Origin of the sequence: Mammaliicoccus sp. Q-M61 (assembly GCF_022386055.1) — a bacterium.
GTDB lineage: Bacteria > Bacillota > Bacilli > Staphylococcales > Staphylococcaceae > Mammaliicoccus > Mammaliicoccus sciuri_A.
The window spans coordinates 70,609-92,759 of sequence record NZ_JAJNJL010000001.1 but is presented as its reverse complement, the minus strand read 5'-3'; the positions used below and the strand labels follow the sequence as shown (position 1 = coordinate 92,759).

At 32.0% G+C, this 22,151-nt stretch carries 22 protein-coding genes; 15 read left to right on the top strand and 7 right to left on the bottom strand.

Annotated features, from left to right (window positions below; genetic code table 11):
• Window positions 1-48 precede the first annotated feature (48 nt).
• Complete coding sequence (gene msrA / locus LQ677_RS00440; RefSeq protein ID WP_037587960.1) at window positions 49-549, bottom strand: peptide-methionine (S)-S-oxide reductase MsrA; 501 nt, start codon at window positions 547-549, stop codon at window positions 49-51.
• 154 nt (window positions 550-703) lie between these two features.
• On the opposite strand from msrA, the gene LQ677_RS00435 reads away from it, so the two are divergent.
• Window positions 704-1,681 (top strand): LCP family protein, encoded by a 978-nt coding sequence (locus LQ677_RS00435; protein ID WP_037587964.1) that lies wholly within the window; start codon window positions 704-706, stop codon window positions 1,679-1,681.
• A gap of 71 nt (window positions 1,682-1,752) precedes the next feature.
• Here LQ677_RS00435 and LQ677_RS00430 read toward each other — a convergent pair whose 3' ends face one another.
• A complete protein-coding gene (locus LQ677_RS00430) occupies window positions 1,753-1,938 on the bottom strand; it encodes a 2-hydroxymuconate tautomerase (protein WP_037560206.1) in 186 nt (61 codons plus the stop codon).
• Window positions 1,938-2,951: a cation diffusion facilitator family transporter gene (locus LQ677_RS00425; protein WP_196307476.1), complete on the bottom strand. Its 1,014-nt coding sequence runs from the start codon at window positions 2,949-2,951 to the stop codon at window positions 1,938-1,940. Before LQ677_RS00425 ends, LQ677_RS00430 begins: the two co-directional genes overlap by 1 nt.
• A 394-nt stretch (window positions 2,952-3,345) precedes the next feature.
• On the opposite strand from LQ677_RS00425, the gene mqo reads away from it, so the two are divergent.
• The 4 genes from mqo (at window position 3,346) to LQ677_RS00405 (ending at window position 7,252) form a co-directional block, all read left to right on the top strand.
• The gene (gene mqo, locus LQ677_RS00420; RefSeq protein WP_037587966.1) at window positions 3,346-4,830 is read left to right on the top strand and encodes a malate dehydrogenase (quinone); all 1,485 of its coding nucleotides are present in this window, start codon (window positions 3,346-3,348) and stop codon (window positions 4,828-4,830) included.
• Between the two features lie 128 nt (window positions 4,831-4,958).
• Window positions 4,959-5,363, top strand: a complete 405-nt coding sequence (locus tag LQ677_RS00415) for a sporulation protein (protein WP_025905962.1) — start codon at window positions 4,959-4,961, stop codon at window positions 5,361-5,363.
• 141 nt (window positions 5,364-5,504) lie between these two features.
• Window positions 5,505-6,725 carry a Y-family DNA polymerase gene (locus tag LQ677_RS00410; protein ID WP_239747988.1) on the top strand — a complete coding sequence of 407 codons (1,221 nt, stop codon included), beginning with the start codon at window positions 5,505-5,507 and terminating at the stop codon, window positions 6,723-6,725.
• 113 nt (window positions 6,726-6,838) lie between these two features.
• On the top strand, window positions 6,839-7,252 hold the full coding sequence (locus tag LQ677_RS00405; RefSeq protein ID WP_239747987.1) for a VOC family protein: 414 nt from the start codon (window positions 6,839-6,841) through the stop codon (window positions 7,250-7,252).
• Between the two features lie 59 nt (window positions 7,253-7,311).
• On the opposite strand, the gene LQ677_RS00400 is transcribed toward LQ677_RS00405, so the two are convergent.
• Together LQ677_RS00400 and LQ677_RS00395 are read right to left on the bottom strand one after the other, a co-directional pair.
• The gene (locus LQ677_RS00400; RefSeq protein ID WP_239747986.1) at window positions 7,312-8,019 is read right to left on the bottom strand and encodes a GntR family transcriptional regulator; all 708 of its coding nucleotides are present in this window, start codon (window positions 8,017-8,019) and stop codon (window positions 7,312-7,314) included.
• A 108-nt stretch (window positions 8,020-8,127) separates the two neighbouring features.
• Window positions 8,128-9,222 (bottom strand): tartrate dehydrogenase, encoded by a 1,095-nt coding sequence (locus tag LQ677_RS00395; protein WP_037587972.1) that lies wholly within the window; start codon window positions 9,220-9,222, stop codon window positions 8,128-8,130.
• A 176-nt stretch (window positions 9,223-9,398) separates the two neighbouring features.
• On the opposite strand from LQ677_RS00395, the gene LQ677_RS00390 reads away from it, so the two are divergent.
• Window positions 9,399-10,670 (top strand): SLC13 family permease, encoded by a 1,272-nt coding sequence (locus LQ677_RS00390; protein ID WP_239747985.1) that lies wholly within the window; start codon window positions 9,399-9,401, stop codon window positions 10,668-10,670.
• A 72-nt stretch (window positions 10,671-10,742) separates the two neighbouring features.
• Window positions 10,743-11,879: a glycerate kinase gene (locus LQ677_RS00385; protein ID WP_239747984.1), complete on the top strand. Its 1,137-nt coding sequence runs from the start codon at window positions 10,743-10,745 to the stop codon at window positions 11,877-11,879.
• A 32-nt stretch (window positions 11,880-11,911) separates the two neighbouring features.
• Here LQ677_RS00385 and LQ677_RS00380 read toward each other — a convergent pair whose 3' ends face one another.
• Window positions 11,912-13,426: a Na+/H+ antiporter NhaC family protein gene (locus LQ677_RS00380; protein WP_206179479.1), complete on the bottom strand. Its 1,515-nt coding sequence runs from the start codon at window positions 13,424-13,426 to the stop codon at window positions 11,912-11,914.
• A gap of 206 nt (window positions 13,427-13,632) precedes the next feature.
• On the opposite strand from LQ677_RS00380, the gene LQ677_RS00375 reads away from it, so the two are divergent.
• Together LQ677_RS00375 and LQ677_RS00370 are read left to right on the top strand one after the other, a co-directional pair.
• On the top strand, window positions 13,633-13,836 hold the full coding sequence (locus LQ677_RS00375) for a helix-turn-helix transcriptional regulator (protein ID WP_025905978.1): 204 nt from the start codon (window positions 13,633-13,635) through the stop codon (window positions 13,834-13,836).
• Window positions 13,833-14,558, top strand: a complete 726-nt coding sequence (locus LQ677_RS00370) for a DUF3169 family protein (protein WP_126477882.1) — start codon at window positions 13,833-13,835, stop codon at window positions 14,556-14,558. The genes LQ677_RS00375 and LQ677_RS00370 overlap by 4 nt, the downstream gene beginning before the upstream one ends.
• 471 nt (window positions 14,559-15,029) lie before the next feature.
• Here LQ677_RS00370 and LQ677_RS00365 read toward each other — a convergent pair whose 3' ends face one another.
• Entirely contained in the window at window positions 15,030-16,121 is a 1,092-nt protein-coding gene (locus tag LQ677_RS00365) for a prephenate dehydrogenase (RefSeq protein ID WP_204170220.1), read from the bottom strand.
• A 113-nt stretch (window positions 16,122-16,234) separates the two neighbouring features.
• On the opposite strand from LQ677_RS00365, the gene LQ677_RS00360 reads away from it, so the two are divergent.
• From LQ677_RS00360 to LQ677_RS00335, 6 genes are all read left to right on the top strand, one after another.
• Window positions 16,235-17,281 (top strand): M42 family metallopeptidase, encoded by a 1,047-nt coding sequence (locus LQ677_RS00360; RefSeq protein WP_239747983.1) that lies wholly within the window; start codon window positions 16,235-16,237, stop codon window positions 17,279-17,281.
• Between the two features lie 506 nt (window positions 17,282-17,787).
• Window positions 17,788-19,191, top strand: a complete 1,404-nt coding sequence (locus LQ677_RS00355; protein ID WP_239747982.1) for an anthranilate synthase component I — start codon at window positions 17,788-17,790, stop codon at window positions 19,189-19,191.
• Window positions 19,188-19,784, top strand: coding sequence for an anthranilate synthase component II (locus LQ677_RS00350; protein WP_025906078.1), 597 nt, complete (start codon window positions 19,188-19,190; stop codon window positions 19,782-19,784). Before LQ677_RS00355 ends, LQ677_RS00350 begins: the two co-directional genes overlap by 4 nt.
• Entirely contained in the window at window positions 19,750-20,766 is a 1,017-nt protein-coding gene (gene trpD, locus LQ677_RS00345) for an anthranilate phosphoribosyltransferase (protein ID WP_037587985.1), read from the top strand. Before LQ677_RS00350 ends, trpD begins: the two co-directional genes overlap by 35 nt.
• A complete protein-coding gene (trpC, locus tag LQ677_RS00340) occupies window positions 20,750-21,544 on the top strand; it encodes an indole-3-glycerol phosphate synthase TrpC (protein ID WP_037587988.1) in 795 nt (264 codons plus the stop codon). Before trpD ends, trpC begins: the two co-directional genes overlap by 17 nt.
• Window positions 21,534-22,151: a phosphoribosylanthranilate isomerase gene (locus LQ677_RS00335; RefSeq protein WP_191836576.1), complete on the top strand. Its 618-nt coding sequence runs from the start codon at window positions 21,534-21,536 to the stop codon at window positions 22,149-22,151. The genes trpC and LQ677_RS00335 overlap by 11 nt, the downstream gene beginning before the upstream one ends.

Sequence of the window (22,151 nt, the reverse complement as noted above, 5' to 3'; positions counted from 1 at the left end):
AATAACAGTATAGCATAATTGTATACGATACTGTTATGCTATACTTGTTTATTTTAAACTTTGTCTAATTGTTTGTTCTTCTTGATATCTTTCAGGATTCTTCTTATAGAAATCTTGATGATAATCTTCAGCTTTATAAAAAGGCTTATATGGTAATAGTTTTGTAACGACTGATTTTCCCTCTGGTAATTCTTTATTGAGTTGTTCGATATATTGTTCAGCAAGTTTCTTCTGATCATCATTTGTATAGAAAATAGCTGTTTCGTATTGCGTACCTCTGTCTTGGAATTGTCCATGAGCATCAGTAGGGTCAATAATTGCAAAATATATTTCTAGCAGTCTATTATATGAGAATAAAGCTACATCATATTGGATTTCGACAACTTCATAATGTCCGGTATCACCCTTTTTTACTTCTTCGTATGTTGGATTTTCAGTTGTTCCACCCATATAACCTGAAGTCACTTTATCTATTCCTTCATATTGGTCAAATGGCTTAACCATACACCAAAAGCATCCTCCTGCAAAATACGCTTTATTCATATTCATGATATTTTTACCATCCTTTATTCAGTCTCAAGTCTTATTTTTAAGTTAGCTTTGCAATTTTTCTTGATTTTTAGTATATAAATTGGTTAACTTAATGTATGAGTCTCATTATAATATAATTAGACTCAATTTTGAAGATAAAAGGTTGGTAACAATGACTTCGCATAATCAATCAGAAACTGAAGATAATCGTCAAACGAATATACCTACAAGAAGAAAAAAGCGTAGAATTAAAAAAAGACCTTTTATTTTCTTAGGTATCATCTTACTTTTAATTGGACTTGGATTTTACATTAATGCTTCTTATAAATCTGGTTTGAAAGTTTCATCAGATAACGGTAAAAAGCAACAATTACATAAATTCAATAGTACAACGCGGAATGATGGTAAAGTAAATGTGCTCGTATTAGGTGAGGACCGCAAAGTAGATAATTCACAACCTAGAACAGACTCAATTATGATTGTTCAATACGATTACTTGAAAAAAGATCTCAAAATTGTATCTGTCATGAGAGATATTTATTCAGAAATCCCAGGTGGCTATCGTAATTATAAGATTAATACTGCATATTCATTAGGCGGACCTGAATTATTACGTAAGACATTGAAGAAGAACCTTGATATTGATCCGGAATACTATGCAATTATCGATTTTGATGGATTTGAAGAAATGGTCGATGAAATTGCACCTAAAGGCGTTCCAATCGATGTTGAAAAAGATATGTCTGCAAAAATTGGTGTTTCTTTAAAACAAGGGCAACATAATTTAAACGGGAAAGAATTATTAGGTTATGCGCGCTTTAGACACGATGAAGAAGGTGACTTTGGTCGTGTTAGAAGACAACAACAAGTTATGACTGCACTAAAATCAGAATTGATGAGTGTAGATTCAGTTGTTAAAGCACCGAAATTAGCTGGTATTGCTAGAGGTTATGTTAATACCAATTTAGATGACCAAACAATTTACAAAACGGGAGCTAGCTTCTTAGCTAGAGGCGATAAAGATATTAAGACGTTAACAGTCCCTGTTAAAGGTTCTTATACAAATGAGAATGATATTGAAAATGGGGCAGTATTAAAAATCGACAAAGAAAAAAATAAAGAAGCAATTAAGAAATTTCTTAACGATTAATCATTAAGGAAACTAAAAAAGCAATAAATGGTCACTTTGACCATTTATTGCTTTTTATATTGATATAGTTCTTATGAATCAGATTTACGAGTACCAGCAACACCGTAGTGTTCAGGTTTCATTTCTTCAATAATGACATGAATATTTTCTTTTGGTGCTTTTGCATTTTGATGAACAGCTTCTGTAACATCTTTTACAAGACCTTTCAATTGTTCATCAGATCTACCTTCAATTAATTTAATGTTTACGATTGGCATTATAAACGCTCCTTATTATATTGAATATTTGCTGAAGGACCACTATCTCCATTCCAGTCTGTTTGACCGTCATCTTCTATGAATTCAATGTTCACATCTTCAACATGAGATAAGTCTAACAATTTTAATATAATCCGTTTTCTGATATCTGACAACTCTTTAAGTGTATAATTGTGATTAACTTCTAATAAACATTCTATATGAAGTGCTTCTCCTTCTTTAATAACAGCGAGTCTTTTAATATCACTAATTGCTTTATCATCTAATATGACACGTGAAGCATGTATTTCAGATTCATGATCTGCAATACCAAGAACGCCTTGTGCATTTTCAATGAAGATAATACCCACAACGATAAACATCATCACACCAATAATGACTGAAGCAATACCTTCTAACATACCCAATCCTGTTAATCTTGCGATAATGATTGAAAGAACGGCAATAATACCACCACCAGTTGCAACAGTATCTTCCATGAATACTAATTTTGTTGCAGGTTTTGCTTTACCAATCAGTAAATAACTTTTAGTAAATGGTGTCAATAATCCTTTACTGCTTTCACCAGCTTCTTCCAAGATTTCTTTACCAGCTTTTCTTAAAACACTACCTTCTAAAATAATACCGATAGCTAGAACAGCGATATTAATCCAGAAGAATAATATTGGTCCACCAGTTTCATTTGGATGAACAATATGGTGAAAACCTTCTTTAACAGTCTCATAAGATAAAATACCTACAATAATGACAGCTATTAAACAGACGAGGTTAATTAATCTTCCATATCCAAGAGGAAACTTCTCATTAGGACTTCTTTTAGAAAATGCTGATCCTAAAAATACGAAAAGTTGGTTTGCTGCATCACCGAAAGAGTGCATCATTTCAGCAAACATCGCAATGTTTCCTGTAAAGATAAAAGCGAATAACTTTAAACAACCTAGAATAAAGTTAACAATTGCAGCAGAAAGCGAAGATTTGCTTCCTTTTTTAAGTAAATTAATGAAAGCTTTCATAAAAAACTCCTTTAAAATATTTTTGTTTTGATTATACCACTATAATACCCAAATTTATTATAATATAAGTATTTTTATGTAAATATCATAATAATATTATGTAAACTATAAATGTTAAATGAAATTTTTTAGACCATCATTTAGGGAATGTGTTATACTATTTATACAGATATATTAATTAAGTTATACTAATTCTCGACTATTTTAATGTAACTTAATAATAAAATTAACTTATTACACATTGTGCACTTGTTGTCACTTTTTAAATGAAAGTATAAGGTTTATAATAGTAGTAATACATAGATTAATTCATACAAATTATTCATTTGTATATTTTTTATGGACATATATTTAGTCGAAATGGTTAATATTGAAAGGGGCTCTGTAGTTAATTATGAATGCTTTACATAAGAAAACAGATGTAATATTAATTGGTGGAGGCATTATGAGTGCTACTTTAGGTACAATGCTTAAAGAATTATCACCAAACTTAGAAATTAAATTATTTGAAAAATTATCAAAACCAGCTGAAGAAAGTTCTAACGAATGGAATAACGCCGGAACTGGTCATTCAGCATTATGTGAATTGAATTATACTAAAGAAGAGGCGGATGGTTCAGTAAATATTGATAAAGCAATTCAAATAAATGAACAATTTCAATTATCAAAGCAATTTTGGACATATTTAGTAAACAAAGGTAGTTTAACAGATCCACAATCATTTATTCGTCCTGTACCACATATGAGTTTTGTGTATGGAGACAAAAATGTACAATTTTTGAAAAATAGATGTGATGCATTATCAAAAAATCCATTATTCAATGGCATGACGTTTACAGATAATTTTGAAACGTTAAAGCATTGGATGCCACTTATGATGGAAGGGCGTTCTCAAGATGAAAGAATTGCCGCAACTAAAATTGAATCTGGTACAGATGTAAACTTTGGGAATTTAACACGCTCACTATTAAGTGACTTAAAAGACCAAGGCGTAGAGTTAAATTATAATCATTCTGTTCAGAATATTCGAAGAAATGAAGACAATTCATGGCAATTAAAGATCTATAATGCCGAAACTAAGAAGGTCGAATATCACAATACTCAATTTGTGTTTATCGGTGCTGGTGGTGGTAGCTTACCATTATTACAAAAAACAGGCATAAAAGAAGCTTCTAATATTGGAGGTTTTCCAGTTAGTGGTTTATTTATGGTATGTAATAATGAAGAAATTATTGCTAAACACGATGCTAAAGTATACGGTAAAGCAAAAGTTGGCGCGCCACCTATGTCTGTACCGCATTTAGATACTAGATATATTGAAGGTAAACGTTCATTATTATTTGGACCATTTGCTGGATTCTCACCTAAATTCTTGAAAACTGGTTCAAACTTAGATTTATTTGGCTCAGTGAAACCGAATAATATCTTTACGATGTTATCAGCTGGTTTAAAAGAAATGGGATTAACGAAATATTTAGTAGAACAAGTCTTATTGTCAGATGAAAAGCGTTTAGAAGAACTAAAAGAATTTATACCGACTGCTAAGTTAGAAGATTGGGATATCGTAATTGCTGGTCAACGTGTACAAGTCATTAAAGATACAAAAGAAGGCGGAAAGGGTACATTACAATTTGGTACTGAACTTGTAACAAGTGAAGATGGCTCTATTTCTGCATTATTAGGTGCCTCTCCAGGTGCTTCTACTGCTGTACATGTTATGTTGCAGTTACTTGAAAAATGTTTCCCTAATGAATTTGTAAACTGGGAAGATAAAATTAAACAAATGATTCCTTCATTTAGAACAAATTTATCTGATAATCCAGATTTATTTAATGAAATTAATACATCTACATCGAAAGCTTTAGGATTATACAAGTAAGTTTATGTTGAAAATTGACGTTTGTTAAAAAATATCAATTATAATTAAAAAAATCCTCTTTAATCACTTTAAATTTTAGTTTAATCGAGTTAAACTATCTTTAATGAAGATTAAGGGGGATTTGTATTATGTTTGAAAAGTTACTTACCTCTATAGGTGTCGGTAATCTAACAATCGATACGCGTTTAGAAAAAATGACTTTTAATGAAGAAGAGCCCATAAAAGGTAAAGTAATATTTAAAGGCGGTTCATGTGATTTAGAAGTTAAATATATTGAATTGTCACTTATTGAACGCGTCAATAATCAAAATGAGGATAGTGATTTTTCGGAATTTGATTATGAATTGCATAAGCATAAAGTTAATCAATCCTTCTTGATTAAGAAGAAAGACCATCAAGAATACGAATTTGAATTTAAATTAGAACAAATTGAATTCAAAGGCGAGCCAGAAGAAATATTTTTAAAGACACATGTTCATATTGATCAGTCAATTGGCGCTGACGACGAAGAAAAATTAAGTATAGTACGATAATTTATATTGCAGTCCTATAAAGTTGACCTATAAGAGGTTAATCTTTGTAGGACTTTTTTATTTAGATAAATAAATCTCTTGAAATAGAACATGTGTTCGTATATAATGATAATACAAACAAATGTTCTGGGAGGTGATGTGATGTACAATTACAGTGATTTCCAAGAGAGATATATTTTATGTTTAAGTCATCATAATTTTTTTGCAAATGTGTCGTCTGTTTCAAAAGGTATTAACCCCAATGAATATAAATTAGCTGTTATTTCTGATACGAAAAGGCAAGGTGCCATAGTTATTTCAGCTACTGAGCCATTACAAGAATTAGGAATCAAGACCGGTTCACGTCTATTTGAAATACCACACAGAAATGATATCTTTATCATTAATCCAAATATGAAACAATATATAAACTATGCAAATGCTATTTATAAAGTATTGCTTAATTATGTACATGCAGTTGATATCCAACAACATCGTGTAGACGAAATTTTCATTGATGTGACAGATTATTATAAACAGTATTGTGATAGTCCAAGTGAATTTGCTGCTATTATCCGAGCTGAAATTGAACAAGAAACACAATTGAATTGTCATATAGGTATTGGACCGAATATGTTGCTGAGCAAGTTGGCTTTAGATAACGAGTCTTACCAACATGATCAATCAATTGGAGTATTAAATTATAGCGATATAAGAGATAGAGTGTGGTCGATACATCCATTGCATAAAGTGTGGGGGATAAATGATCGATTAGAAAAGGAATTAAATGAGCTTGGTTTATATACTGTTGGAGATTTAGCACGCTATCCAGTTAATAAATTAACACAATTATATGGAACGATGGGTAAGGAATTGAATTTAATCAGCAATGGAATAGATACTAATACTGTACGAGAAGCGCATAGTATTTATAATCCGGACATTAAATGTGAAGTCGCGCTTGAGAAACAATACCAATATTATGAGATGAAAGAAATCATTCTTCAACAAGTGGAACGTTTAACAAAGCAATTAAGATCTAGAAATTTATTAGTTAAGACAATTGCTTTTTCACTGAAAAGTAATGCCAATACAATCTCTAAGTCTTATACTTTAAAAGACGGCACGAATATTACGATGGATATATTTAGAGTAATCTGGAGTTTTACAGAACAATTATGTGATAAACAGGAGAAGTATTCAGCATTAAATATTTCACTTACGCAACTCGTTCCAGAACGAGCTCGTGAACTGAATTTATTTATAGATACATTTGAGCGAGAACGTGATGAAGCATTAGCATTGCTTACAAATGAAATGAGTGTAAATCACTCAAATAGAAGACAAGAAGAAAGTATTCATAATCTAGTCAATCATAGATGAAATACAGAAAATAATCACTATGTGTTTAAAATGTAAAATTTATTAACATTTGACAAAATCTTTGCACATTTATATACTTATTTTGATTAACAATCAAATATGGGGAGTGGTGCATGGTGATTAAACAAGTTACACCTTATCTTTACTTTAACGGAACTTGCGAAGAAGCGTTAGCGTTTTATAGTGAAGCCTTAGATGGAAGCGTAAGAGAATCACAAACTTATGGTGACGCAGGTGTAGATGCCTCCGAAGATCCTAATAGAATTATACATGCACAATTAGAAGTTAATGGTCATTTATTTATGTTTTCTGATATCCCAAATGACGATGATTCACTTCATAAGAATCACAATATATATATTGTTTTAGAATTTGAAACAGAAGAACAAATTAATGAAGTTTATAATATCTTTAAAGAAGGTGGACAAGTTCAAATGGAACTTGGACAAACTTTCTGGGGTCAGGCATATGCAAAAGTAATAGATAAATTTGGTATAGGTTGGGATTTAACCTATACTCATCAATAAAATAAAGTATAAAGAAAAACCATAAACATTTTTTTAATTAAAGTTTATGGTTTTTTAATCTAGTCATTTAATGAATGAACAATTTCTCCCCACGATCTTTTTCTGTGAGATTGCATAGCTAATCGTGCTGCATGCTTATCCTTAGCTTCTATGCATGCAATAATCGCTTTATGTTCAATGATAGATTGATATGGAACAGGACGATCATTGATTGTGAATAATCTAGCTCTAAATAATTGGTCTGCATGAATATTAATAACGCTACTTAAGCGTGTATTATTTGCAAAACTAATTAAATCTGCATGGAATTGATCATCTAATATCGACCATTCGTATAAATTATTTTGTTCAAGTTGTTCTTGTTGTAATTCTATTAAATGCTTTAAATGTGCTATATTTTCTTCTGTCACTTTAGTTGTCGCTAATTCTACTGCCAAACCATCTAATGTTTCAGTAATTTCATAGATTTCCTTCAAATCATGCTTTCTTATCGGATTGATATGAAAGCCACGCCTTGGAATTAAAGTCAGTAATCCTTCAGTTTGTAGTCTCACTAACGCCTCTCTAACAGGTGTACGACTCATTTCTAAAGCTTCAGCAATTTCTCTTTCTAAAATTGTTTGACCTGGCTCAAGTATTAAATTTTTAATCGCAATACGTAATATATGATAAGCACGAATAGGTAATCGCTGTTCATCTAACTGTTTAGCGATGTCTAGAAGTTTTCCTTTTAAAGAATCATACTCAATTTGATGCTCTTCTGACATGTCGTATCCTCCTCATTCAAATAATAAAAAATACACGTCTTTCTTAAAATGAGTTTCTCTCATTATAACAGAAAGACGTGCGGTTATATAAAATGATTACGAATAAAATTATTGCTTCACATTTGAATGTAAGTTCTCAATAATTGAATCTGCCATTTCTTTAGTTGTTGTATTGCCACCAATGTCTATTGTAAGTGCGCCAGAACCAGTCGCTTTCTTAATAGCTTCATTGACTTGATTTGCTTCTTCTTTTAATCCTAAATGATCTAACATTAATGCCGCACTACCAATAGCTCCAATAGGGTTTGCGATACCTTTGCCAGCAATATCTGGTGCAGAACCATGAACTGATTCAAACATACTTGGATAACGACGATCTGGATTTAAGTTTGCACTTGCTGCAATACCTAAACTACCTGCTAATGCACTACCTAAGTCAGATAAAATATCTGCTAATAAGTTAGATGCAACTACGACTTCTAAATCTTCTGGATGTAACACAAAGTGTGCCGCCATAGCATCAACTAACCATTGATCAGTTTCCACATCAGGATATTCTTTGCTCACGCGCTTAAATACATCATCCCATAATACCATCCCATATTGTTGCGCATTACTTTTAGTAACACTTGTTACTTTTTTACGTTTACGTTTTCTTGCAGTTTCAAAAGCATATCTAATAACACGTTCACAGCCTTTTTCTGTAAATAGAGATGACTGAACAGCTACTTCATTTCCTTCACCTCTACCAGTAAAGTTACGACCACCAACACCTGAATATTCACCTTCAGAATTTTCACGGATGAGTACCCAATTTAAAGATTCAACATCAGGATGATTTAATTTACTTTCAACACCTGGTAAAAATTCAACTGGACGAATATTAGCCCACTGGTCAAATCCTTGGCATATTGCAATTCTCAATCCCCATAAGCTAATGTGATCGGGAACATTTGGGAACCCAACAGCACCAAAGTATATAGCATCATAGTCTTTTAATGTTTCTAGTCCATCTTCAGCCATCATGCGACCATTTTCTAAATAATACTCACAACCCCAAGGGAAGTAATCAAAATCAAATGAAAATTGATTATTGGATTGCTCTGCTAAATGATCTAATACACGAACCCCTTCGTTAATAACTTCTTTACCAATACCATCACCTGGAATGACAGCAATTTTAAATGTTTTTTGTTGTGACATGATAAATAACCTCCTGTTTCTTTGTGATACATCCATTATTAAATAATGTATACGTTAATGTCAACATATAACTTAAAAAGAAAAATATTTCACTAAATTATTGACTTAATGTATACGTTAATGTACGATGATTGAAATGAAAACGCTATCAAATTTTGGAATAAGGGGTGTTTAGTATGGATAGTTCAATAATTACTTTAATATTTTTAGTATTTGCAATAGTTATGTTCGCTTGGGAAAAGATACCGTTAGCAGTAACTGCGATGATCGTCGCAATTGGATTAGTCATTACAGGCGTACTTAAACCTGAAGAAGCTTTTGCAGGATTCGTTGATAGTAACGTACTATTATTTATGGCTATGTTTATTGTTGGTGGCGCGTTTTTCGAGACAGGAATGGCTCAAAAAATAGGGGGAATCGTCACAAAATTTGCTAAAACTGAAAGACAATTAATTATTTCTGTAATGTTAATAACTGGTTTAATGTCAGGGGTACTTTCTAATACAGGTACTGCAGCAGTTTTAATACCAGTTGTAATTGGTATTGCAGCAAAATCCGGTTTTTCAAGATCTACTTTACTATTACCATTAGTTTTTGCAGCTGCAATGGGTGGTAACTTAAGTTTAATTGGTGCACCTGGTAACATGATTGCACAATCAGCGCTTAAACAAATAGGTGATGGATTTGGATTTTTTGAATATGCAAAAGTAGGATTACCAATTCTGATTATCGGTATATTATATTTCACTTTAATTGGACATAAATTATTACCTAAAAGAGAAGAAGTCAATCTTGAAGAAGATTCAATATATGCACAGGAAGTTGATTATTCAAAGGTTCCAAAATGGAAACAAGTTATGTCTTTAGGCGTATTGATTTTAACCGTTATTGCAATGATTTTTGAACAGCAAATAGGTATTGCGTTACATGTTTCTGCATGGATCGGTGCTTTAGTATTAATAGCGACGAGAGTTATTCCTGAGAAAAAGGCAATGAGATCAATTGATATGAATACGATACTATTATTTGTAGGTTCACTTGCTTTAGCAAATGCTATTCAAGTATCTGGTGCAGGAAAGGTGATAGCCAGTTCATTAATGAGTACATTAGGTAAAGACCCATCACCGTATGTATTATTATTTGTTATACTCGTGTTATCTGCTACTATGACGAATTTTATGTCTAACACAGCAACAACTGCATTATTAGTTCCGATTAGTATTTCTATAGCAAATGGTATGGGAGCTGATCCTAGCGCTGTATTAATGGCGACTGTAATCGGTGGTTCACTAGCATTTGCAACACCAATTGGTATGCCTGCCAATACAATGGTTTATGGTCTTGGTGGATTTAAGTTTAAAGACTATGCTATAGCGGGTATCCCACTAATTATTTTATCTATCATTGTTTCAATGATTCTGTTACCAATATTCTTCCCATTTTATTAATTAAATCTGTTAATTTTATATTTTTTCTGTAACATATAATTAGAACGAAATCATAAGAAGGTGGCGTTATTCATGAAAGTTTTAATTGCACCAGATTCCTTTAAAGGTAGTATTGATGCACTTAGTGCTGCACAAGCGATAGAACGAGGCATTTTAACAGTAGATCCTGAAACTAAAACGTTTCTTCTTCCAATGGCAGATGGTGGAGAAGGTACGATGATTAATTTAGTGCAAGCAACTAAAGGAACAGTAATTGAAGTTAATAGTATAGATCCATTATCAAGACCAATACAATCAAGTTATGGTATAACTGGCGATGGAAAAACAGCAATTATCGAACTAGCAACAAGTTCAGGGATTGATTTACTTAAACGAGAAGAACTTAATCCATTACATACGACCACTTATGGTACAGGATTACTTATTAAAGATGCCATTGAAAAAGGCATTAAACATTTTATTGTATGCTTAGGTGGGAGTGCTACAAATGATGCGGGAATTGGTTTGTTACAAGCATTAGGTTATCAATTTTTAGATAAAAATGGTGTAGATATACCATTAGGTGCAGAACATATTCATAACATTGAATCGATAGACGAATCAAATGTGATGCCACAAATACATGATGTGAAATTTGAAATTGCTTGCGATGTGACGAATCCATTTGTTGGTAAACAAGGTGCAAGTTATATATTTGGTCCTCAAAAGGGGGCAACTCCAGAAATCGTTGAGAAGCTAGATCAATCATTTATACATTTTGCAGATGTTATTAGGTCATTTAACCGCAAAGAAATATGCGATATAGAAGGTGCTGGCGCTGCAGGTGGAACAGCAGGTGGCATGTTAGCATTCTTGAATGCAGAATTAAAAAGAGGTATTGAACTTGTAGTAGATTTTGTGAATTTTAAAGATATTATTAAGGAAAATGAAATAGACTTGATTATTACTGGTGAAGGTAAAATTGATGGTCAAACTTCTGGTGGTAAAGTCATATCAGGAATTGCACAAATTGCAAAATCTTATCAAATACCTGTTATCGCTATTGGTGGTACGGTAGAGATGCCATTGTCAGCACTTCATGAACAAGGTTTAACTGCGGCATTTAGTATTGCTAATGGTCCTATGTCTTTAGAAGATGCTATGAATAATGGTGATAAACTCATTGAACAACAAACTGAACAAATTTTTAGAGCGCTTAAATGGAAATAATGAAAAGAGGTGGGAAAAATCCCACCTCTTTTTTAATGATTATACCGATATTTTTGAACTTGATTAATAATAAAGACGCCACATATCATGAATAAGATAGCTAAAATAAGTGTGAATTTAAAATCAATCATACTTGTAATAAGTAACGCAATCGTTGTTACAACGCCATTAAATATAGCAATCGGTACTTGGGTCTTATTGTGATCTTTATGGTCAGCACCAGCACCTGTTGATGATAATATGGTTGTATCTGATATTGGAGAACTATGATCGCCAAAGATACCTCCAGAAATAACGGCTCCTATACAAACTGCTAACGAAATGTCTAAATGATATCCTAATGGAATTGCGAGTGGCAACATAATAGCAAATGTTCCCCAAGAAGTTCCGTTTGCAAAAGACATACAAGCACCGACTAGGAATATTAAAGCAGGTACTATAGCAGGTGGTATCGTGCCATCGATGACTTGAACGATGTAGTTAGCCGTTCCTAATTTGTCTAATACACCGCCTAATGACCATGCTAATACTAAAATAACTAAAATATCTGTCATGTTTTTCATACCAGAAGTATAAATATTTAATGATTGGCTAATTGTTTTTACTTTATAAAATAACATTAATAAGATAATAGAAATAGCTGCAAAGAAATAAGATAAACTTAGAGCTATTCTGAAATCTTTTCCTTCCACACTTTGGAATGGAAAGCCTTTTGGTGCTAATAATGTAAACAATGAAACAATTAAGATGACGATAGGTAACCAAATTAAAATAGGTTTACTTTTATTTTCAACATCTTTATCGACTTCCACACTTTCTCTTAATGGTTTCGCATTGTCCCAATAAATTTGTCCAGTATTCATTATTCGATCCTCAGCTGCTTTCATAGGTCCGAAATCTAATTTTAATAAAACAATAAGAGGGACGATTAATACTGCAAGGACTGGATAAATAAAGTATGGTAATGAAACCATAAAGGCATCCCATGAGGACATATCTATACTTAATCGTTTAAATTCTGTATCAATTAACCCCATAATATAAACGCCCCAACCAATAAACGGTACCATTACAGAAACTGGCGATGCTGTTGAATCAATAATCCAAGCTAATTTTTCTCGAGATATCTTCGCTTTATCAAATAAACTTTCATAAATTGGTCCAACAATTAAAGGTGTGCCCATTTCTGAAAAGAATATTATAATACCACTAAACCAAGCAGCAAGTTGGATTTTGATACGACTTTTCGCACCAGATATAAACCGATTCGCAAATGCTTTTGCACCACCTGAATTTTCAAGCAACGCAACAAATCCACCGATAAACACTAACAAAATGAGTATTCCAGCATTATATTCATCTGCAACTGTGCTATACAAATAATCTCCAAGTAACTTTTTTAAAGAAGATATCGGATGAAAACTCGTTAACAAGAGTATGCCTGAAAATAATCCTAAAAATAATGAAACAATAACACTTCTCGTAAGTAATACCATAATGATGGCTATAATTGGAGGAATAATCGACCAAAAGCCAAAATGATCCATAAAAATACCCCCTTCAAAATATTCTGAAATATGTAATTATTTAATCTTCACATATAATTACAAATAAGTAAATATGATTTTAATAAATTAACAAAGATATGCATTCTTATACATAGTAGTTGTGACAATTATATATATCAAAATGACAAGTATAGTTGTCATTTTGACTATAATCATGTATATTGATAAATGTAGGTGGTGGTCAAATGAGAAATAGGGTAAAAGAGTTAAGAGCTCGGGAAGGATTTAACCAAACTGAATTGGCTAAAAGAGCAGGTATTTCAAGACAAACAGTTTCTTTGATAGAACGGAATAACTTTATGCCATCTGTATTGACTGCTGTTAGAATAGCAAGAATACTCAAAGAAAATGTTGAAGATGTTTTCATATTCGAGGAGGATGAATTATGAAAAAGAATAAAATTATGTTAATAGGTAACTTAATATTATATATGTTGATCGGTGGTCTAGTAGGAGGATTACTAACAAGTATTTTTAAAAAAGGACATGACTTTTTAGAAATTGAACTTACGACCGTGCAAACTGATATTACAGCCATTATTCTAGCAATCGCATTAATCATTTTATTTATCATTTTATTAAACGTTTATAAAAAAGCTGAAAAATATAGAAAATATGAAACAAATCCAGAAAATGAGGATGAAATAGAAATACAGTTAGAAAAAACATTAATTTATCCACCCATATTGCTTGGTATTATTATGACAATAGCATTAACAATACTAAATATCGTCATTAATTTAACAAAAGAACCAAGTATGCTATCATTGTTAATTGCGATGATTTCATTAATAGCAACAGCACCAATATCATATATGCATTTATCTAAATTGAGAAAATTATACCCAGAGCGAAACTATCCTAAAGCAGGAGATAAAAAATTAAATGAAAAAATGATTGATATGATGGATAGTGGAGAACAATATATTACATTAATTGCACTACAAAAAACTTATACACTGAACCAACAATTAATAATTGGATGTATAGCACTAGCATCAATATTCTCGGTTTCTTCAGATAATAATCAATTCTTTAGTGTGTCATTATTAATCATTTTATATTTAGTCAACACAATGTATTTCTCTAAAAAAGTATCAGAATCAATATAAAAAAACTGCCTATTATGGGCAGTTTTTTGTTTGAATATAGGGGGGATGTACAATAGAAGGAATCCAAGTCATAGCTTAACGACTGAGTAAAGCCAAGAGATAGCCTAAGTCATGGCTTAACGTCCTAATTAAGCCAAGAGAACGTCCAAGTCATGGCTTAACGTCCTAATTAAGCCAAGAGATCGTCCAAGTCATGGCTTAACGTCCTAATTAAGCCAAGAGATAGCCTAAGTCATGGCTTAACGTCCTAATTAAGCCAAGAGAACGTCCAAGTCATGGCTTAATGCCTAACTTAAGCCAAGAGATCGTCCAAGTCATGGCTTAATGCCTAACTTAAGCCAAGAGATAGCCCAAGTCATGGCTTAATGCCTAACTTAAGCCAAGAGATCACCCACAATCATTTCCTCAAATCAAAACAATGCCAAGAGACCTTAATTCTCTTGGCTTTTTCCCATTTCTCAATATTCAATATTACAATGTATACGTATCAAATGATTGTAAGGCTTCTATTGCGCGATCTCTGTCTGTGCTTGATTTGAAGCTTAATCTTAATGCACCCATAATATCTTCTCTTACTTCTAATATTCGGATGTTTGTAATAGAGATGTGATTTTGTCCGAGTATTCTAGTTACTTCACTGATCATACCTGGTTTATCTGGGATATCAACATATAAATCGAATGTTGAAGTTAAGGCACCTTGTTCTTTAATAGGGAGTTGGTCTCTATATGTTTTGGCTGATTGATAAAAATCATGAATTAATGCTGGATTTCCTTCTTCAATCATTTCTTTCGTATGTGTCATTTGTTCGATCCAATTTTCCATAAGTGTGACAAGATGTTCTTTATTTTCTAATGTGATGTCACGCCACATATCTGCATTACTACTCGCGATTCGTGTGATGTCACGGAAACCGCCTGCTGCTAGTGTTCTGACATATTCGGATATTTGTGTATTTTCTTCGTTCATATGAATTAAACTTGATGCGATGACATGTGGAAAATGACTGACGACGCCTGTTACATAGTCATGTTCTTTTGCTGACATTTTGATGAATTTTGCTTTAGTAGGTTCTAGCAAATGTTTAACTTCACTATAAGCCGCTTCATTTTCCACTTGATCATATATTAATACATAATAAGCATTCTCGAATAAATGTTTTTTAGAATTTGTGACGCCTGATTTATGACTACCTGCCATTGGATGTCCGCCGATTAAATGAATATCCTGTTCTAACAATTGTGATTCAAGTGAACTTAATCCTAATTTCGTACTACCTGTATCGGTAACGATTAATCCTGGTTTAGTATCAATTTCTAATAAGCGCTTACCGTACTCGATAGATTGTTGTACGGGTGTGGCTAATATAATTAAATCTGCTTGACGAGCACTAGAATCAAAGTCTGTTGCGATTTCATCTATAATTTTCATAGATAATGCGATTTCTGAATGTTTTTCAAAATAATCGTAACCTGTTATATGTAAATTGGGATGATAAAATTTAATATTTTGTATTAAACTCCCACCAATTAATCCTAGTCCAACTATAAATACGCGTTGCATAAAATCCCTCCAATACTTTAATAGTTTAAAGTAAGTTAGTGTGTGAAAGCAAGTGTTATTGATTTATTTTTTTAAAAGTATAGAATGATAATAAATGTATAAGGAGTGGTAATATGACAATTAACGTAAAAGAAACGATCGATACAATTAAAGAACTTGTTTACATTAATAGTCCGTCTGGGTTTGCTGATCCAGCAGTTGAATATTGTAGAAAAGTTGCTGAGTCATTAAATTATGATACGAGTGTAACACACAAAGGTGGATTATTTATCAACGTACCAGGAAAAAATGATGATGCACAACGACTGATTACAGCACACGTAGATACATTAGGAGCAATTGTTAAAGATATTAAAGAAGATGGAAGATTGCAACTAGATTTAATAGGGGGGTTTAGTTGGAATGCGATTGAAGGGGAATATTGTACCATCACAACTCAAAGTGGAAATGAAATAACAGGTACCATTTGTTTACATGAAACAAGTGTCCATGTATATAAAAATAATACTGAAATTCCACGAAATGCCGAACATATGGAAGTCAGATTAGATGAAAAAACATTTAATCCAGAAGATACAAGAGCATTAGGCATTGAAATTGGAGATGCTGTGAGCTTTGATCCAAGATTTGTACATACAGAATCAGGATTTGTTAAATCTCGTCACCTTGATGATAAAGCAAGTGTTGCGATGATTTTACAATTTTTGAAATACCTTAAAGAAGAAAATGTTGAACTTCCACATACGACACAATTTTATATTTCAAACAATGAAGAAATTGGATATGGTGCAAATTCAAGTATTTCAGATAAAGTTGTAGAATTTATCGCATTTGATATGGGTGCATTAGGAGATGGACAAGCTTCTGATGAATACACAGTATCTATTTGTGTAAAAGATGCTTCAGGACCATATCATGTAGGTTTGAGAAATCATTTAGTCAATTTATGTAAAGAAAATGATATTCAATATAAATTAGATATATATCCTTATTATGGTTCTGATGCTTCTGCTGCTTTACATGCTGGTGCTGATATTAGACATGGATTATTCGGTGCAGGTATTGAATCTTCACATGCTTTAGAACGCACACATGAAGATTCTATTCTTGAAAGTGAAAAGTTATTAAGAGCTTATTGTTTATCAGAAATTAAAAACTAATCAGAATTTAAGGGTTGACATTTAAAATTTATTCTCGTATAGTGATATTTAATTAATCCGAAGAAATCATTCGGAATTTGAAAGATGAGTATCTCGTGTTGATAGTAGCAAATAGAAAGCTAATGGTTGATGTAAATTAGCACTACACACAAAGAGAGAATTGGGCTTTCAAATTATCAATTAAATGAAATTTAGAGTGAACATGAAATTCAATGTTAACTAAGGTGGCACCACGGTAACGCGTCCTTACAGATAGCGTATACTGTGGTGTCTTTTTGTATACCTAAATCAGTGGTCATAAGTATAAATTAAATCCTGTAGCAAACAGAAAGTTAGTGGTTGATGTAAACTAACACAGTTTAATTTAGAAATGGGGATCATGTAGTAATAATTAAATATTTAATGAGTGAATAAGTTTTATACTTATTAATGAAGGTGGTACCGCGCATAAGCGTCCTGTTTGATTAGGATGTTTATGCGCGGTTTTTTTATTAAGGAGGATTAAGATGATTATTAAATTTAAAAAGTTAAATGCTGATATTACACCAGAGACTTTAGGACAAATAAATCGTAAGAAAATGATTTTAGAAAGTGCCAGTACAGATCAAATGAAAGGTAGATTTTCGATTGTAGCTTTCGATGCAGTTGGAAAAGTGAACTTATATGATGATTATTTACAAATATTCATAAATGAAGATGAACAACTTGTACATGAACGCCCATATGAATCACTTGAGGATTTCATCAATAATATGAAAGTTGATGAAGTTCCAGAAGCCTTAACACATTTACCATTTATATCTGGCATGATCGGGTATTGTAGTTTCGATTTAATTAGATATCAAAATAAATTACTTAAACAAATTGAATTGCAATCAGATATCCCAGACGCTTCATTTAATCTCGTTGAATCAGTATATGTATTTGATCATTTTAAAGAAGAATTGTTTGTTATCGCATCAAACTTGTTTAGTCAGAATACGGAAACACAAGTTGAGCAAGAACTTAATAATATGATTGAAACATTAAAAGATATTTCACTATTTCAAAATAAAATTGATCACACATTAAGAGGTGAACTTGAAACAAATATAAGTGAAGAAGATTTCATGCAAGAAGTCGAATATTATAAATCACTGATTAGTAAAGGTGATATGTTCCAAGTCGTACCTTCAAGAATTTATAAATATAAACATTACTTTAACGAACAACATAAAGATACATTGAAACTTCAAATTTATAAAAACTTAAAAAGACAAAATCCAAGTCCATATATGTATTACATTGACGATGAAGAAAGAAGCATCATTGGATCTTCGCCAGAAAGTTTCATTAAAAAACAAGGTGACATCATTACAACGAACCCAATAGCAGGTACAAACAAACGAGGTCAATCAGAAGAAGAAGATAAACAAAATGAAATTGAACTCATTACAGATGAAAAAGAATTAGCTGAACATCGTATGCTTGTCGATCTTGGAAGAAATGATTTAAATATGATTGCTCAAACAGGTTCAGTTTATATGCCTAAGTTAATGACTGTTGAAAGATTTGAACATGTTATGCATATCGTCTCAATCGTCGAAGGTAAAATTAGACCAGACATTACACCGCTTCAAATGATTACAGCACTATTACCAGCAGGAACAGTATCAGGTGCACCTAAGACGAGAGCAATCACAAGAATTTATGAAAGCAGAAAAAGAAAACGCGGTATATATGCTGGTGGTGTTGGTTATATCAATTGCAACCATGATTTAGATTTTGCTTTAACAATTAGAACGATGGTTGTAGATAACGAATATGTAAATGTAGAAGCTGGCTGTGGTGTTGTATATGATTCAAACCCGCAAAAAGAATTAAAAGAAACGATGATCAAAGCAAAAAGTTTATTGGAGGTTACACCATGATATTAGTAATTGATAATTATGATTCATTCACATATAACTTAGTAGATTTAATTAAGCAACATGATGATGTCGTGATCTATCATCCGGATGAGGCACCATTCAATTTAAATATTGATGGATTGGTTATATCTCCAGGACCTGGTCATCCTGATGATACGGAAGACTTAAAAAATTTAATAGAAGCATATAAAGATAAACCGATATTAGGTATTTGTTTAGGTGCTCAAGCATTAACGACATATTACGGTGGAGAAGTTGTCGTCGGGAAAGAAGTTAAACACGGTAAAGTAGATCAAATTGATATTATCGAAACTTCAAAATTGTATCAAGAATGCGAGCAGCATTTTAATATTATGAGATATCACTCATTAATTAGTGATGAAAAAACATTTCCTAACACTTTGAAAATTACAGGTAGAACGAAAGATTCCATACAATCATTTGAACATAAAATAAAACCCCATTTCGGAATACAATTTCATCCTGAATCATTTGCTTCAGATCATGGAAATGAAATTATAAAAGCTTTTATCGACATAACAAAGGAAGGTGCAAATTATGAACACATTAAAACAACTCATTCAGTATCATGATTTATCGCAACAAGAAATGAAATCATTTGTAGATTTAATGATGGATGAACAAGCAGATGTATCATTAAAGGTTGCACACTTAGTGGCATTAAGTATGAAAGGTGAAACATCAGATGAATTATCGAACTTAAGTCAAAGTTTAATCGAAACAACATATAAAGAAAGACCTTATTTAGAAGATAGTATTTGTGTTTGTGGCACAGGTGGTGACCATTCTGGCAGCTTTAATATTTCAACAACCGCTTCATTTGTTGTTGCGGCAGCTGGCTTAAAAGTTTTGAAACATGGTAATAAAAGTATTACATCTAAAACAGGTAGCATTGATATCTTATCTGCTTTAAATATTCAAACAACACCTATTAAAGATGCGACAGAAAAAGTAAACGAAACAAATTTAGCATTTTTAAGTGCAACTGAAACATATCCGATTATGAAAACTGTACAACCTGTTCGTAAATCAATACCAACACCGACAACATTTAATTTACTTGGACCAATGATTCATCCATATCATTTAGATTATCAAGTGATGGGCGTTTATGATGAAACGAAACTTAAAATTATTGCTGAAGCAATTTATAAATTAGGTAGAAAACGTGCCATTATCGTGCACGGTGCAGGTGGCATGGACGAAGCTACTTTATCTGGTGACAACATTATATATGAAGTGTCTCAAGATGAAGGCATTAAACATTATACTGTAAATGCTGAAGACTACGGATTACAATCAGCGCCAAACGAATCATTAAAAGGTGGAACACCTGAAGAAAATAAAGTTATTACTTTAGATATTTTAACAGGACAAGATCATGGTCCTAAAAGAGATGTCGTTGTATTAAATGCTGCTTTAGCGTTATATGCTGGTCAAAAAGTAGACTCTATCAAAGAGGGAATTACGTTAGCAGAGTCTTTAATAGATGAGAAACATGCATTAAATATATTAGAAGCTGTAGGAGGCAAAGTTTATGACAATATTGGATGAAATCGTAGAATATAAAAAAACATTACTAAATAATCAATATTATGAACAAAAATTAAATACATTGGAAAAAGTGGATGTACAACATAAAACTTCTTTCTTAAGTCGTACACAGCAAGATAATAAGTTAAATATTATTGCTGAATTAAAAGCAAAAAGCCCTACAGTATCAGATATTCCGAAACGAGATATGGCTACTCAAATAAAACTATATGAACAATACGGTGCATCTGCTATATCTATATTAACGGATGAAAAATATTTCGACGGTAGTTACGAAAGGTTACAAAGTTTAACGACAAAGACGACATTACCTGTATTATGTAAAGATTTTATTATTGATAAAAGACAAATTGACTTAGCACATCATGTTGGTGCCTCTATCGTATTATTAATCGTGAATATTTTGTCAAAAGAAGAACTCGAAACATTATACGCATATGCGACAGAAAAAGGTTTAGAAGTACTTGTAGAAGTACATGATAAAGAAGAACTCGATATTGCACATGAAATTGGTGCACAATTAATTGGCGTTAATAATCGTGATTTAAAAAGATTTGTCACAGACGTTAAACATACGAATGAGATTTTAACACAAATTAAACCAGGTGTGACATACATTTCTGAAAGTGGTATTCGTACTTTAGATGATGTGAAAAGTATTATCGGTAGTGGTATAGATGGCGCATTAATTGGGGAGTCGCTAATGAAACATCCACACTTAGATGAATTTCTACCAAGTTTACGACTAGAAAAACAAGGTGAGCAACATGTTTATTAAATGTTGTGGCTTTCAAGATAAAGAGGCTATCGAAACAGCTGTCTTAAATCATGTCGATGCAATTGGATTTATCACGTATCCCAAAAGTAAACGATATGTATCTGTTGAAGAAATAAAGTCATTAAGTAAAGAAATTCCCCAAACGATTGATATCGTAGCTGTTGTTGTGAATTTAACAATGGTAGAAATTGATCAACTTATTCAAGAAACTTCTATTAATACACTTCAATTTCATGGTGATGAATCTGTATCATTTATACAAGAGGTTAAAGAAAAATATCCGCATATTAAGATTTATAAAGCTTTACCCGCTAATGATCAATTACTTGCTAATATAGAAGCTTTTAAAAATGATGTAGATTTATTTTTAATTGATACGCCTTCAAAAGATTATGGTGGTACAGGGGTATCTTATGACTGGTCCATATTAAATGAATTATCCAATATTCCGTATTTAATTGCCGGTGGTATTAATATAGATAAAATTAAACAAATCGAATCATTAAACTTTAATCATAATGGTTATGACATATCAAGTGGAATTGAAACGAACGGTCAAAAAGATAAAGAGAAAATTAAAGCATTACTAACATATGTAAAGGAATGA